A 15212-nucleotide genomic window follows, 5' to 3' on the forward strand; every position below is an offset into this window, starting at 1 on the left:
CCGCCGCGACTGCGGTGGCGGTCGACGCCACCGTTTGGCCGGCGGCAGCCGGCGCGGCAGCCGCAATAGGCGCCGGCGACGACGCTTGCGCGGCGCTCGATGCAACCCGTGCGTCGAGCGGCGCTTGCGCGTGCCATGCTGCCGCCGCGCCCGCTTTTTCCGCTTCGCCGGACGCCGTCACGCCAAGCGCGCCGCGCGCGCCAAGCGACACGGCGACATACCCGATTCCCCGCGCCACCAGCTCGCAAGCCGCACGCGCGATCGCGCCGTCGTCATCGCCGAGCGTGCGGCCCAACGCGGCCTCCAGCTCGGCGAGATTCGGCTTGACGAGATCGGGCAGCTCGCGCGGATCGGCGCCCGCCAGCGCATCGGCGAGCGGCGCGCCGCTCGTATCGAGCGCGACGCGCGCGCCCGCGTCATGCAGCATGCGCGTCGCACGCCGGTAAAACGATGCGTCGACGCCCGGCGGCAGGCTGCCCGCGAGCACGAACCAGCGGCCCGGCGCGGCAAGTTCGGCCAGCCGGCGCTCGAGCGCCGCGACGTCGCCGGACGTGGGCCGCGACGTCGCGAGATTGACGTCGGTTGTCTCGTCGCGCGCCGGATCGACGAGCTTCACGTTGATGCGCGTGCGGCCCGCGATCCGCACGAAGCGATCGGCGATGTCCTTGTCGGCGAACATCGCGTCGAACACGGCGCTGTCTTGCGCGCCGAGCAAGCCGGTGGCGATCGTGTCGATCCCGTAGTCGGCAAGACAGCCGGCGACGTTCACGCCCTTGCCGCCCGCGTTGAATTCGAGCGACTCCGCACGGTTCACGTCACCGAGCGTCAGATTCGCGACACGCACGGTCTGATCGAGCGCCGGATTCGGCGTGACGGTCACGACCGTCGCACGGGGCGTGGCGGCCGAAACACGGGCCGCGTCGGGTTGCACGCCGGCTTTCGAACCGGTGGTTGAATCGGTGGTTGCAGTGGTGGAATCAGCGTTCATATCGGTCCCGAAATCGCCTCTCATGCGGCCGCCCGCGTATCCGCGGCATCGAGCGCCCGCACCGCGTCGACATCCCCGCAATCGAGCGCGCGCTGCGCGAGCGTTTGCAGCGCGTCGAGCCGCTCGCCGCGCAGCCGCGCCTTGACTGCCGCGATATCGCGCGCGCTCATCGACAGTTCATCGACGCCGAGCCCCGCGAGAATCGATGCGCCGAGCGGATCGCCCGCGAGCCCGCCGCACACGCCAACCCACTTGCGATGCCGGCGCGCGCCGTCGACGGTCTGCTTGATCATCCGCAGCACCGCCGGATGCAGGCTCTCCGCATTGCGCGCCAGCTCCGGATGTTCGCGATCGATCGCGAGCACGTATTGCGTGAGATCGTTCGTGCCGATCGAGAAGAAATCGACGAGTTGCGCGAAATGATCGGCGAGCGCGGCGGCCGACGGCGTCTCGACCATGATGCCGAGCGGCACCTTCGGCGCCTCCAGTTCCGCGCGCACCGTCTCGGCAAGCGCGATGGCCTGCCGCGCGTCGTCGAGCGTCGACACCATCGGGAACATGATCGACAACGGCCCATGCTTGGCCGCGCGATAAAGCGCGCGCAATTGCGCAATGAACAGATCGGGACGCCGCAAGCACAGACGCACTCCGCGCACGCCCAGGAAAGGATTGGTTTCGTGCGGCAGGTTCAGGTACGGCACCTGCTTGTCGCCGCCGATATCGAGCGTGCGGATGATCAGATGCCGGCCGCCGCTCGCGTCGACCATCCGGCGGTAGCAGTCGTATTGCTCGTCCTCGTCGGGCGCGTCGCGGCGCTCGAGAAACAGGAACTCGGTGCGCATCAGGCCGATACCGTCCGCGCCTTGCGCGAGCGCGTCGGCAACCTGGTCCGGCCGCGTGATGTTCGCGCCGATCTCGATCACATGGCCGTCGAGCGTCGCGGCGGGCAGCGCACGGTTCGCGCTCGCGCGCTTGTGCTCCTCGATCAGCCGCAGCTGCGCTTGCCGCGCGCGTTCGGCGTCGCGCGCGGACACGCCGACGAACAGCCGCCCCGCGTTGCCGTCGAGCACGGCGTGCGAGCCGTCGGCAATCTCCAGCAGCTTCGCGCCGCAAGCGACCGCCGCCGGCACGCCGAGCGTGCGCGCGAGAATCGCCGTATGCGACGTCGGGCCGCCTGCGACCGTGCAGAAGCCGAGCGTCACGGCGGGATCGAGCTGCGCGGTGTCGGACGGCGTCAGATCCTCGGCGATCAGGATCGAAGGCGCGCCCGCGCCCGCATCGGCGCTGCCGCCCGCGCCCGCTTCACCGAGATGCCGCAGCACGCGCCGCGCGACATCGCGCAAATCCGCCGCCCGCGCGGCGAGCAACGGATCGGGCAACGCGGCGAGCCGCGCCGCCTGCGCGTCCGCCGCGCGATGCCACGCCCACGCGAGCCCGTGGCCGTCGGCGACCAGCCGCGCGGTTTCGTCGAGCAGCGCGGTATCGTTCAACAGTTCGCGCTGCGCGACAAAAATCTCGCCCTCGGCTGCGCCGAGGCGCCCCGCCGTCGAACGGGCGAGCGCGTCAAGCTCGGCGGCCGTATCCGCGAACGCCTGTTCGAGACGATGCGACGCGTCGAGCGGATCGCCCGGGCGGTCCTCGATCTCGAGCGCCGCCGCGCGCAGCACGCGCACCGGCCCGATCACGAGGCCGGGCCCCGCGCCGATGCCGTCGATCGCCGTCGCCGGGTCCTCCGGCGCCCACAGTGCGGGCTGGGCCTGCTGCTTGCGCGCCTGCGCGGCGGCCGCGCGCGCATGCTCTTCGGCCGCGAGCGCCTCGATCGTGCGCGCCAGCGCCGCAAGCGCATCGGCCGCATCGACGCCCTGCGCGGACACCACGAGCGCCGCGTTCGCGCCCGCGCCGAGTTGCAACAAGCTGACGAGGTTCTTCGGGTCGGCCACAACGTTGCCGTGACGCACGCGCAGCGCCGACTGATAGCGCTTCGCGGTCGCAACCCATGCGCTCGCGGGCCGCGCATGCAGGCCGTGCGGATAGTCGAGGATCAATTCGATGCGATGCTCGTAATCGGCCGGCGTCGCCGCGACCACGGCCGCGCTGCCGTTGCTCGCGCCGCTGCCGCCGTTTAGCGCATCGACGATCACCTGAGCGTCGCGGGCCTCGAGCAACCGTTCGAGCTGCGCCGGATCGCCGATCAACCGGGTCAGGCGCTGCAACAGCGCAATGTGCTCGTCGGACTGCGCGGCGATCGCCACCACGAGCTTCGCGCGCTCGCCGCCCTGCCACTCGACGCCGGCCGGCACTTGCAGCACCGCGACGCCCGTGCGCCGGATCAGGTGACGATCCTCCTGCAATCCGTGCGGAATCGCGACGCCGCTGCCCAAATATGTATTCGATACCTGCTCGCGGCCAAGCAGGCTATCGACATAGCCGGGCTCGATGACGCCTGCCGCCGCGAGCAGCGCGCCCGCCTGACGGATCGCATCGTGTTTCGAGTCGGCGCCGGCACCGAGCCGGACCAACTCCGCAGTAAGCAACGGCGGCATCGCGTCTCCTGAATTCAGTCGTTCTAGATGCACGTATTGGAATCGATACCACTTCAATCGTCAAGCGTTCCCCGATTTCCGAAAACTGGGTGAAATGCGCAGCAACCCCATATAGAATAGGCAAACGGCCTGTCCACGACGGGCGGATGCGTGATGAATCACCTAGCATTCCGCCACCTGGAATCAGGGTAAATACCGACCAGAAGAGAAATCGATTTCAGTCATTTCAGTCGTATGGCGCTACGAATCAAGGATGTCGCACAAGCCGCCGGCGTGTCGGTCACGACGGTTTCGCGCGTGCTGTCGAACAACGGTCCGGTACGCGATGCCGTGCGGCAGCGCGTGCTGGCAGTGATCGAACAGCTCGACTACCGGCCGAACGCCGCCGCGCGGCGGCTGCGTTCGGGCGATACCGCAACGATCGGCCTGATCGTGTCGGACGTGCGCAATCCATTTTTTACCGAAGTGAGCCGCGCCGTCGAAGACGCCGCATACGAACATGGCATGCGCGTGATCCTCTGCAACACCGACGAAGATCCGGAAAAGGAAGCGATGTATCTGCGGCTGATGGCGAGCGAGCGCGTAACGGGCGTGATCTATTCCCCCACTTACGATGCCGCACGGCGCTTCGATGCGCTCGCGCATGCGTTTCCGGTCGTGATGATCGACCGCGCGGGCCCGGCGGGCACGGCCGACGCGGTCACGCTGGATAACCGCGACGCCGCGACGCAACTCGTCGAGCACCTGGTTGCGCGCGGCTACCGGCGCATCGCGGGCCTGTTCGGCAATGCGAGCACGACGGGGCGCGAACGGCACGCGGCGCTCGTCGACGCGCTGCGCGGCCATGGGCTGTCCGCCGAAACGGAATTCGTCGATCCGAATCCGCACGCCGCGCAGGCGCACGTGTCGGCGTGGCTGTCGGGCGACGCGGCGGCGCGCCCCGACGCGATCGTCGCCAGCAACGGGCTGCTGCTGCTCGGCGCGTATCGCGCGCTGCGCGAACGCGGCGCGCGCGTGCCCGACGATGTCGCACTCGCCGGCTTCGACAACGATGCGTGGACCGATCTGGTCACGCCCGGCGTGACGGTCATTGCACAGCCCGTCTACGAGATCGGCAGGAATGCGATGCAACTGCTCACGCAGCGGCTAGCGGAGCCGAAGATGTCGACCCGGACGCTGGTGCTGCCGGGAGAGCTGATCGTCCGGGGCTCGACAGCGCAACGGCAGCGGGCGTGAGCGTGCCTGAGCGGGTGCGGGCAGGTTGACGGCAGCCGTCGGACTCAAACAGGCAACCTCGCGCGATCGGCTGACATGCGGACGATTAGCCGATGTTTAATCGATGTTTAGCGGATATTTAGCGCAAGGCCAGGCAAACATTAGCAAATGATGCGGGCTTGAGCCGGTGCCGAACGCACGGCAGGCGCACGCAATCGCAACACGCCAGTTGTCACGAAAACATCGGCCGCCGGACGGGTAACCGGCGACGCCCGCGCGGCCATCGGCGGACGCCCGTTTCACCCAAAACCCGGCGATGGCGTCCGCCACCGGCAGCAACTGCCCGCCCGCCGGCAATCGCGCCGCCCCTCAATGCCCGCCCCTCGCCACGCCCGCACTCGGCAGCGCCGCGTGTTGCGGCGAGCATGTCCGAGGCCGGGAAATCGCGCGCCGAACGGCTGCGCGGCTCACACGTCGAACTTCACTCCCTGCGCCAGCGGCAGTTCGCGGCTATAGTTGATCGTGTTGGTCGCGCGGCGCATATAGCTCTTCCAGGCATCGGAGCCCGACTCCCGTCCGCCCCCCGTCTCCTTCTCGCCGCCGAATGCGCCGCCGATCTCCGCGCCGCTCGTGCCGATATTGACGTTGACGATCCCGCAATCGCTGCCCGCCGCCGACATGAACCACTCGGCCTCGCGCATGTCGTTCGTGAAGATCGACGACGACAGCCCTTGCGGCACGCCGTTATGAATCGCAAGCGCTTCGTCGAGTTCGTCGTAGACGAGCACATAGAGGATCGGCGCGAACGTCTCGCGCGTCACGACAGCCGTCTGCTTCGGCATGCGCACGAGCGCCGGGCGCACGTAATACGCATCCGGATGCCCGACGTCGACACGCTCGCCGCCCTTCACGTCTCCCCCCTGCTCGCGCGCATCGGCAAGCGCCTTTTGCATCGCATCGAACGACGCGCGGTCGATCAGCGGACCGATCAGCGTGCCGGCATCGAGCGGATTGCCGATCGTCACCGATGCGAGTGCCTTCTCCAGCCGCGGCAGCAACTGATCGGCAACGCTGCGATGCACGATCAGCCGGCGCAGCGTCGTGCAGCGCTGACCGGCGGTGCCGACCGCAGCGAACGTAACCGCGCGCACCACGAGATCGAGATCCGCGCTCGGCGCGACGATCATCCCGTTGTTGCCGCCGAGTTCGAGAATGCTGCGCGCCAGGCGCCGGCTCAGCACCTGTGCGACCTCGATGCCCATACGCACGCTGCCCGTCGCGCTGATGAGCGGCACCTTCGGCGATGCGGCAAGCACCTCGCCGACATCACGCCCCCCCAGTACAAGCTGCGTCAGCCCTTGCGGCACCACACCCGGATGTGTGCGCTCGAATTCGCGCACTGCCTTTGCAAACAGCCCATGACACGCGATGGCCGTAAGCGGCGTTTTCTCGGACGGCTTCCAGACGACCGGATCGCCGCACACGAGCGCCAGCGCCGCATTCCACGCCCACACGGCAACCGGGAAATTGAACGCGGAGATCACGCCGCACACGCCAAGCGGATGCCAGGTTTCCATCATCCGGTGGCCGGGCCGCTCGGACGCGATCGTGAGGCCGTATAGCTGCCGCGACAAACCTACCGCGAAATCGCAAATGTCGATCATTTCCTGCACTTCGCCCAGCCCTTCGGACGCGATCTTGCCCGCTTCGAGCGTGACGAGCGCGCCGAGCGCGGCCTTGTGCTCGCGCAGCACGTTGCCGAACACGCGCACCAGCTCGCCGCGCACGGGCGCGGGCACCGTGCGCCAAGCGGCGAACGCGCGATGCGCGGCATCGATCTTGCGCTCGACGTCGGCCGGGCTGTCCACGGCGAGCGTCGCGAGGGTCGCGCCGTCCACCGGCGAGCGTGCCGTCAGCGCGGCGCCTTGCCAGTGGGCGAGATCGACGTCCAGCGCGGCGAGAATGTCGTTGAATTGCATCGCTTCCTCTTCAGTTCGGAATGACAACAGGTTGATCGGTGAATGAATCGATTGGACCGCGTTCGCGGGCCGCATGCAAGCGCCCCGGCCATTCGGCCAGGCGCCGCGAACCGGCACGCGGCGCTCGCGGACAGCCCCCGCGCGGCCGCCGCCCGCTCGGGCAAGCGTCAGCGGCCGGCCGCGAGCGCGGCTCGCAACCGGCGCACGCCCTCGAAAATTTCCGCCTCGTCCGGCGCCGCGAACGACAGCCGCAAGCTCGCGGTATCCGCAGCGCTCGCATAGAACGCCGCGCCCGGCACGTACATCACGTTATGCTCGAGCGCGTGCTTGAGCAGCGCCGTCGCGTCGCGGCCGCGCGTGAGCCGCGCCCAGACGAACATGCCGCCCGCAGGCTCGCGCCACTCGACGTCATCCGGCACGAATTGACGCAGCGCGCTGATCAAAGCGCGGCAGCGATCGCCGTAAGTCCGCGCGATCGTGCGCAGATGCACGGCAAGCCGGCCGCTGTCCAGATAGCGCCGGATGGCTTCCTGAGCAAGCGGCGCAGTGCACAAATCGCTCGTCTGCTTCGCGACCGTCATCCGGCGCGCAATTGCCTCGGGCGCCACCGCCCAGCCGATCCGCAGCCCCGGCGCGACGATCTTCGACAAGCTGCCGAGATAGACGGTCCAATCCTGCGCGCCGTCGCAGCCGAGGATGGGCGCGACAGGCTCGCCGGTAAAACGCAGATCGGCATACGGATCGTCCTCGACGAGCACGATCCGCTCGCGCGCGGCCAGCGCGGCGAGCGCGGCCCGCCGCGCCGGCGGCAAAGTCGCGCCGGTCGGGTTCGCGAACGTCGGCACCGTATACAACAGCTTCGGGCGGCGCTCGGCGGCGGGCCAAGCGGCAAGCTGCGCGGCGAGCGCGTCGGGATCGACGCCACCGCCGTCGGTGCGCACCGCCACGAGTCTCGCCCCCGCGAGCCGCAGCGCCTGCAGCGCGGCCGGATACGCCGGCGCTTCGACGAGCGCGGCGTCGCCCGGCTCGATCAGCGTGCGCACGAGCAGGTCGAACCCCTGTTGCGAGCCAGTCGTCACCAGGATGCGCGACGCGTCGCAATGCACGCCGCGCGCGCTCGCCATCCAATGCGCAAGCGCGCGGCGCAAACCAGGCTGGCCCGCTGTATCGCCGTACTGCAGGCACGCGACGGGATCGTCGCGGCACGCATCGGCAAGCGCCGCCGCCATGCCTTCGCGGTCGAACAGATCGGCGGACGGATAGCCGCCCGCGAACGAAATCATCCCCGGCTTGCCGACGTGCTTGAACAGCTCGCGGATCGGCGAGCCCTGCGGATCGGCAAACGGCGCGGCGAATGGATAAGCGGTTGCGGGCAACGCGCCGGGCGGCGGCACGGCTCGCGCAAACGTGTCGACGCTCGGCGCGGCCGGCTTCGGCATGCGGCGGAAATCGGCGGCAGTCGTCATCACAAGCTCCGGCAAGGGTGGAAATCGACAGCGATGGAGGCGGACGCGGGCTTCAACAAACGGTGCAAACCGCGCCGCTGACGCTACGCCGCGGCCGTCATCTTGAAGATGCCGGTCGCATTGCCTGCATCGAAGCTCAGATCGAGCGTCGCACGCCCGGTGGCCGCATCGGCGAGCGTGTCACGCGTGATGAATTCGTAGAACGACCCCGGCACCTCGCGCTCGATATGCGCACCCGACGCGTCGACGAACGCGCGCACCACCGGGTCCGCGCGAAACGCGGTCTGACGCACGCGCCCCGAACGCGACACCTCGACGGCCGGCTTGATCGGCCGGCCGAGCGCGCGTTGCGCGGCGGCGAGCGCGTCGACGTCCGGCACGCGGTCGGTCGCATGGTTGAACGCGTTGCCCTCGGTCGCGATCCACGCCATCTCCGCCGATTCGGCAAGCAGCGTCTCGTAATCGGCCAGCTTCGGCGTCGCATGCTGGCGGCCGAAACAGCTCACCAGCACGGGCAGCAGCGCGCACGCGTCGGCAAGCGGCAGCGATGCGTCGCGCTCCAGCTCGGCCAGCGCGGCGAACGAGCGCGGCGTCAGCGGATCGGCCGACGTGCCGACCACGTTCGTCACCGCTTGCTGGAATGCGGCGCTGAAGCGCTCCGGATGCAGCTCGCTCACGAAAAACTGCGCGATTTGATCGGGCGCGTCGAGATGCGCGTATGAGCGGCCGGTCATGTTCAGGCGTTCGAGCGCATAAGTGCCGTTCAGCCGGTAGCCGAGCGGCCGCAGGATTCGCGTGAACGCCGCTTCCCCCGGCGGCAACGCGCCGCACGACGGCCAGCGCACCGTGCGCAACGCACCGTGATCGAACGTCACCCGGCCGCCGTCGCGGGCGACGTCGCGCGTGTACGCACGGCCGGTCGGCACCCGCTCGAGCAGATCCGCGAACAACGCCATATTGAGCGCCTGCGCAAGCTCCGCGCGCGTCACCACGCCCGGCTCGCAACGCTCAACGCAGCTCGGAACATGCATCAATTGCATCAACTCATCGATCGTCGATGAAGGGAGGACGGTGGCGAGCAAAGCGGCGAGATTCGCGTTCATCGGATTTTTAACGAGTTCGGAGGATGTCGGCAATGCGTCGCGGTACAGCGGAATTCGTGCGCAACATCGGCTGCCGCACCGGACGGATTCGGGAGTTGATTGTCGGCATGCGCCATGCTTGCGGCAACTGATATAAACTCACCACTTCATTCCTAAAACTCATCAACTATTGATCTTTCGATCAGCCAGCCCTCGATGCGAAAAGGCATTCCGAATCTTGCCGCGCTACAGGTGTTCGAAGCGGCGGCCCGCCACGCCAGCTTTACGCGTGCGGCGGACGAACTCGCGCTCACGCAAAGCGCGGTCAGCCGCCAGATCACCGCGCTCGAGGCGCGGCTCGGTGTCGCGCTGTTCCTGCGGATCAAGAAACGGGTCGTGCTGACGCCGCATGGCCGCCATTACGCGGCGCTCGTGCGCCGCAACCTCGAGCGCATCGAGCGCGACACGCTCGAGCTGATGGCGCAGCGCGGCATCGGCGCGACGCTGGAGCTTGCGGTCGTGCCGACGTTCGCGAGCCAGTGGCTGATTCCGCGCCTGCCGCAATTCCGTGCGCGGCGGCCCGATATCACGGTCAACCTGTCGGTGCGCACCGAGCCGTTCCTGTTCAGCGATTCGCCGTTCGACGCGGCAATCTATTTCGGCCATGCACTCTGGCCCGGCACGCAAGGGCGGCTGCTGTTCCGCGAAGGCGGCATGCTGCCGGTGTGCAGCCCCGCGCTGCTGCCCGCGCCCGACAAGCCGGTCTCACTGGACGCGCTGCTCGAGCTGCCGCTGCTGCATCTGTCGACGCGCGCCGATGCGTGGCGCGACTGGTTCCGCGCTCACGGCATAGACAACGATCTGCGCGCGGTGCGCGGGCCGCGCTATGAACTCTTCACGATGCTCACGGCGGCCGCTCACGCGGGAATGGGCGTCGCGCTGATGCCCGAACTGCTCGTTGCCGACGAGCTGGCGTCGGGGCGTCTGCGCGCGCCGCTCGAGCTGCGTCTGCCGAGCGATGCGGGCTATTACCTCGTCGCCCCCGACGACGCCGCCGACAGCGAGCCATTCGTTGCGCTGGCCGAATGGCTAGGTTCCGTCGCGCCGTCGCGGCCGATAAGCTGACATCACGATCCTGTTCGATCGCTGACCTTTTAATCGCCGGCCTTTACTTATCCGCTTGTCCGTTCACCGGCCGGCCGACCGCCGGCCACGCGAGACCGATCATGACCATTCGCATCGGCGATATCGTGCCGCTGTCCATCGCCCGCGCCCACTTTTCCGAGCTGGCCGACGAAGTGCGCAACGGCGCCGAGAAGATCATCACGAAAAACGGCGCCGCCTATGTCGCGCTGATCGATGCCCGGCGGCTCGAGCGCTACCACCGGCTCGAATGCGATTGCGCGCGCTGGCCGTCCGTGGCGCAGACCGATGCGCCGGAGCACCGCGATGTTACGAACACCGAAACCCGTCAAACAGCCAGCGTCGCGCCCGAACCCGAACCATCGCCCGAGCCGAAGCGGCACGGCACACGCTGAACACGCCGATATGTGCATGCACCGATCCAAACCTACCCGGATATCCGAAAAATTCGCGCAACCGGCGCGGCGTGCGGCGAACGCTGCGTCGGCGGTCAGCCGCCCCTGCTGCGCACGCCCTCACGCGGCCGACGGCCGTGCCGCACCGCCCGTCGGCGGTGGCACGCCTGACAATGACCGCGCCAACCATCCGCCCCCGCTGCGCTGCCGGCCCTTCGCACGCCGGGCTCAAACGGTTACGATAGCCCGCACCGCCAACCTCGCACCGCCCCGTCTCCACGACCCACGCTGCGCATGCCGAATTTCTACGAAGCCACCGCGACCCGCACCCCCTATCCCACGCTCGACGCCCGCATCGACACCGACGTCTGCATCGTCGGCGGCGGGCTGGCCGGTTTGTCGACCGCGCTCGGCCTGGTTGAGCGCGGCATGCGCGACGCCGTCGTGCTGGAGGCGAAGACGGTCGGATTCGGCGCGTCGGGCCGCAACGGCGGCTTCGTGTTCGGCGGCTACAGCCTCGACAACGCAGACCTGCTGCGCACGCTCGGCCCCGCGTCAGCCCGCGCGCTCTACCAGCTGACGCTCGATGCGGTCGACCTGATCCGCACCCGCTGCACGCGCTACGGCATCGATTGCGAGCGTGTCGACGGCGGCGTGATCCTCGCCAACTGGTTCGACGATCCGGCCAGGCTCGACGCGCCGCGCAAGCTGATGAAAAACGCGTTCGGCGTCGACTGGGAACCGCTCGATGCGCGCTCGCTGCGCGAGCGCCTAAAGACCGATCGCTATCACGGCGGCCTGTTCGAGCGCAACGCGTTCCATTTCCACCCGCTCAAGTACGTGCTCGGAATCGCCACTGCCGCCGCGAGCCGCGGTGCGCGCATCTACGAACATTCGGCGGCACGCTCGATCCGCCGCGACGGCGCGGGCTTTGTCGTCGCGACCAGAAACGGCGCCGTGCATGCCCGGCACGTCGTGTTCGCGGGCGGCGGCTACGCGCGCGGCGTCTATCCACGCATCGAGCGCGCAGTGCTGCCGATCGCGACTTATGTGATCGCAACCGAGCCGCTCGGCACGCGCCTGGCCGACTCGATCAACTGCGCGTCGGCTGTCTACGACACGCGTTTCGCGTTCGACTATTATCGGCCGCTCGCCGATACGCGCATCCTGTGGGGCGGCCGCATCTCGATCCTCGATCGCGGGCCGGATGCGATCTCGCGGCTGCTCAGGCGCGATCTCGTGCGCGTCTATCCGCAATTGCGCGACGTCGCCGTGCAGTTCGCATGGGGCGGCCTGATGAGCTATGCACGCCATAAAATGCCGCAGATCGGCCGCGACGCGAGCGGCGTATGGCACGCGATCGGCTTCGGCGGCCACGGCATGGCGCCGACGACCGTCGCGGGCGAAGTGCTCGCGGCCGCGCTCGCCGAAGGGCGGCCCGTGCCGGGCGGCTTCGACGCATTCGGCCTCACGCGCACGTTCGGCGTGGCCGGACTGGCCGCAGCCCAGCTCACCTATTGCGCATACGAGGTGCGCGATGCACTCGCCGCGCGCTGCCCGCCGCCCGCCAGCCGCGCGGCAAACGCGCGCGGCCTGTAGCTCGCCCGAGCCGGGACTCGTCGGGGTGCATGCTAGAATGCGCCGTTCATGCCGCCGCCCGCCCGATCCAGCCATATGAAACAAGCGACAAACAAGGCCGCAGCAGTCGAAACCCGCGCGAATGCGCACGCTGCCCGGACGCGCCGAGACGACGGGCGCCGCAAATACGATCCCGAGCAAACCAAGCGCAATATTCTCGACGTCGCCACCGAAGAGTTCTCAGCAATGGGGCTCGCGGGCGCGCGCGTCGATGCGATCGCCGAGCGCACGAACACGACGAAGCGGATGCTCTACTACTATTTCGGCAGCAAGGAAGGGCTGTACGAGGCAGTGCTGGAGAAAGTCTACGGCGACATTCGCGCGCTCGAACTCGAACTGAACGTCGGCGAACTGGAGCCCGAAGAAGGGTTACGGCGGCTCGTCGAATTCACGTTCGACTATCACGACAAGCATCGCGATTTCGTCCGTCTCGTGTCGATCGAAAACATTCACGGCGCGAAATATCTGGAACAAATCAAGTCGTTCAAGAACAGCAACGTCAGCATCATCAAGACGCTCGAAACGCTGCTTGCGCACGGCATCGAAAACGGCGTGTTTCGCGACGACATCGACCCGATCGACCTGCATCTGCTGATCAGTTCGTTCTGCTTTCATCGCGTCTCGAACCGCTACACGTTCGGTGCGGCGTTCGGCCGCGATCCGTCTTCGCCGCGCCAGCGCTCGCGTCACCGCGCGATGATCGCCGACTCAGTACTGCGCTTCGTCGCGCGCTGACGCATAAGTGAACGCGCGGGCGCCGCGTAACGCTCCTCCCTCGCCTGTCCGCATGCCGCCATCGGCTTGCGCCCGGGGCGGCGCGGCCAACGCGATCCGCGCCTTTTCTTCCGGGCTGCCCGCGACGAAATATTTCTTCGCCCAACGCGCGTCCGGCTGCAACACGAGCTTGCGCCGCGCGTCCGAACCGGCGTGCGAGTCGCGCTGCGCGGCGATCCACAGCGCCCGCGCGCGGTAGTGCTCGTAAAGACGCAGACTTTCCGCAAGATAGCTTGCCGCCACGCGCGCATCGCGAATTTCGAGCAGATTCTCGTCGTTATAGTGCTCCGAGTTCTCGCTCATATTCGCCGAGCCGCTGTACACCACCGGATTGGCGCCTTCCGCATCGATCACGATGAACTTGTGATGAACGACGACAGGCGGATAAGCCGGCGGCGCATCGCCGGGAAAGAGCCGCAATTCCGGCTCGAAGCCGGCCGGCACCGTTGCGGGCGAAAAATAGGCCGCGCCGATCACGTCGCGCTGCGACCGGCTGCGGTGATACAGCTCGAGATTGGCGAGCCGCGCCGCATCGGGCGTCTTGCCGGCTTGCTCGTCCGCTTGCGCTTGCTGCGCGCTGCGCGCGCTGATCTCGTTGACGAGCCCGAACATCATCAGCCCCCGGTCGCCTGCGGCAAAGCATGCGTCGCGCAACGCGGCGTCGGTCGGCATGAACAGGCAGAACAGGACCGAATGCCGCGCGGCGCGAATCGCCTCGACGATCGTGTCGATCTGCGTGCGCGCGCTGCGCGGCTCCGGCGAAAACGACACCCGCACGCGCGCCGTGCCCACGCTCACCGGCTCCGACCAGCCAGGTGCGAGCCGCGCCGTCTGCGCGATGCCCGGATTGGACGCGAGCGCATGCGCGCGCGCGTTGTACAGATCGGCGAGCGCCGCCGACTCGAACAAATGCAGCACGTTCGCCTGCTCGGTGATGCCCTCCGTCGTGAAATTCGCCGAGCCGGTCAACACACGCGCTGGCCCGGCCTCGTCGCCCGCGACGATGAACTTGTCATGCATGATCCGCGTCTTGTCGCGTGGCGCGAACGTCGCGGCATTCTTCAACTGATCGACGGCCGGCTGGTTCGGCGACGGCAGCGGCGGCTCGCCGCGGCCGCGCTTCGTCGCGTGCGCGTCGTAGACGATCGCGAGCGCGTCGGCGCCGTGCGCGCGGCCGAACGCTTCGAACGCGGGAATCGCCCATAGCCGGTCAGTCAGGTGGTAGACAGCAGACACCGCTCGGCGCGCCGCCGCGCCGAGCATCAGGCCGAAGGTTTCCTGCAAGTCGTTTGCCAGCCACGTGCGCAACTTCAGCGCGGCATCGGGCGAAGGTGTCTCACCGGGCCCGAGATGCAGCGCGCCCACCTGCCTGGCGAACGCCTGCGAACTCACCACCGCGCGGTTGAACCATGTGCCGATGCCGTCCTCGATATGCGCGGGCAACGTGACGTTGCACACTCCCGCTTCGGCATCGAGCACACGCAGCGACTCCGGCGTGCCGACGACCGGATAGACCTCGTAGCGAAAGGTGCGGCCCCGATCCGGCGGATCGATCCGCGCATCCCACCACATGAATTTTTGGATCGGCGCCTGATCGGTCGGCGCATCGCCGTGGGTATCGGAGGCGGGGGCGTCGAACGTCAGCCGGTTCGGCAGCCAGCTCGTCATCGCGCGGCTCTTGCCGTGCGCCGACCAGAAGCCGGGCGTGCGTCTGATCGCAAAGCCGAGAAAATCGTCGTGCCGCTGCGCGCCAGGCCAATCGAATGCGAGCAAAACCAACGTCGGGGAAAGATAGCTGCGCACGCTGACGGACATCGCCGCCCTCCTCGTCTGATCGTGATGAAAACCGAACTGACGAGTATTCAATGGCGGTTTGCCACCGGTATGACGCTTCGATGAAGTTTGCGTGTCGCGGTTGCGAGCAGGGCATCACACGCGGTGCGGCCCACGGAAACGCTTGTGCTGGCCGCGCCGTCAATGCGCAAGCGC

11 protein-coding genes are annotated in these 15212 nt (G+C 68.2%); 5 read left to right on the top strand and 6 right to left on the bottom strand.

The features are described from left to right. Both BSIN_RS04660 and ptsP read right to left on the bottom strand, forming a co-directional pair. Positions 1-988, bottom strand: a 988-nt coding sequence (locus tag BSIN_RS04660) for a 1-phosphofructokinase family hexose kinase (RefSeq protein ID WP_143757335.1), incomplete at its 3' end; no start/stop codon positions are given. A 20-nt stretch (positions 989-1008) separates the two neighbouring features. Further along, entirely contained in the window at positions 1009-3531 is a 2523-nt protein-coding gene (gene ptsP, locus BSIN_RS04665; protein WP_089339646.1) for a phosphoenolpyruvate--protein phosphotransferase, read from the bottom strand. A 234-nt stretch (positions 3532-3765) separates the two neighbouring features. Here ptsP and BSIN_RS04670 point away from each other — a divergent pair, with 234 nt between their 5' ends. Then, positions 3766-4767 (top strand): LacI family DNA-binding transcriptional regulator, encoded by a 1002-nt coding sequence (locus tag BSIN_RS04670; RefSeq protein WP_089339647.1) that lies wholly within the window; start codon positions 3766-3768, stop codon positions 4765-4767. A gap of 446 nt (positions 4768-5213) precedes the next feature. Here BSIN_RS04670 and amaB read toward each other — a convergent pair whose 3' ends face one another. The 3 genes from amaB to BSIN_RS04690 all read right to left on the bottom strand — a co-directional run bounded on the left by amaB (position 5214) and on the right by BSIN_RS04690 (position 9294). Continuing rightward, complete coding sequence (gene amaB / locus BSIN_RS04680; RefSeq protein ID WP_089339704.1) at positions 5214-6725, bottom strand: L-piperidine-6-carboxylate dehydrogenase; 1512 nt, start codon at positions 6723-6725, stop codon at positions 5214-5216. 167 nt (positions 6726-6892) lie between these two features. Continuing rightward, the gene (locus BSIN_RS04685; RefSeq protein ID WP_369828134.1) at positions 6893-8164 is read right to left on the bottom strand and encodes an aminotransferase-like domain-containing protein; all 1272 of its coding nucleotides are present in this window, start codon (positions 8162-8164) and stop codon (positions 6893-6895) included. Between the two features lie 110 nt (positions 8165-8274). Then, the gene (locus BSIN_RS04690; protein ID WP_069236058.1) at positions 8275-9294 is read right to left on the bottom strand and encodes a DUF1338 domain-containing protein; all 1020 of its coding nucleotides are present in this window, start codon (positions 9292-9294) and stop codon (positions 8275-8277) included. 195 nt (positions 9295-9489) lie between these two features. Here BSIN_RS04690 and BSIN_RS04695 point away from each other — a divergent pair, with 195 nt between their 5' ends. The 4 genes from BSIN_RS04695 (at position 9490) to BSIN_RS04710 (ending at position 13184) form a co-directional block, all read left to right on the top strand. Beyond that, positions 9490-10398 (top strand): LysR substrate-binding domain-containing protein, encoded by a 909-nt coding sequence (locus tag BSIN_RS04695; RefSeq protein WP_089339649.1) that lies wholly within the window; start codon positions 9490-9492, stop codon positions 10396-10398. Positions 10399-10499: 101 nt separating this feature from the next. Next, positions 10500-10811, top strand: a complete 312-nt coding sequence (locus BSIN_RS04700) for a type II toxin-antitoxin system Phd/YefM family antitoxin (protein ID WP_083237509.1) — start codon at positions 10500-10502, stop codon at positions 10809-10811. A gap of 294 nt (positions 10812-11105) precedes the next feature. Beyond that, the gene (locus BSIN_RS04705; protein WP_089339650.1) at positions 11106-12410 is read left to right on the top strand and encodes an NAD(P)/FAD-dependent oxidoreductase; all 1305 of its coding nucleotides are present in this window, start codon (positions 11106-11108) and stop codon (positions 12408-12410) included. Positions 12411-12458: 48 nt separating this feature from the next. After that, positions 12459-13184, top strand: a complete 726-nt coding sequence (locus tag BSIN_RS04710; RefSeq protein WP_059520186.1) for a TetR/AcrR family transcriptional regulator — start codon at positions 12459-12461, stop codon at positions 13182-13184. Here BSIN_RS04710 and BSIN_RS04715 read toward each other — a convergent pair. Beyond that, positions 13158-15038 carry a phospholipase D-like domain-containing protein gene (locus BSIN_RS04715; protein ID WP_089339651.1) on the bottom strand — a complete coding sequence of 627 codons (1881 nt, stop codon included), beginning with the start codon at positions 15036-15038 and terminating at the stop codon, positions 13158-13160. The genes BSIN_RS04710 and BSIN_RS04715 overlap by 27 nt on opposite strands. Between the last annotated feature and the right edge of the window lie 174 nt (positions 15039-15212).

Origin of the sequence: Burkholderia singularis (assembly GCF_900176645.1) — a bacterium.
Classification (GTDB): Bacteria; Pseudomonadota; Gammaproteobacteria; order Burkholderiales; family Burkholderiaceae; genus Burkholderia; species Burkholderia singularis.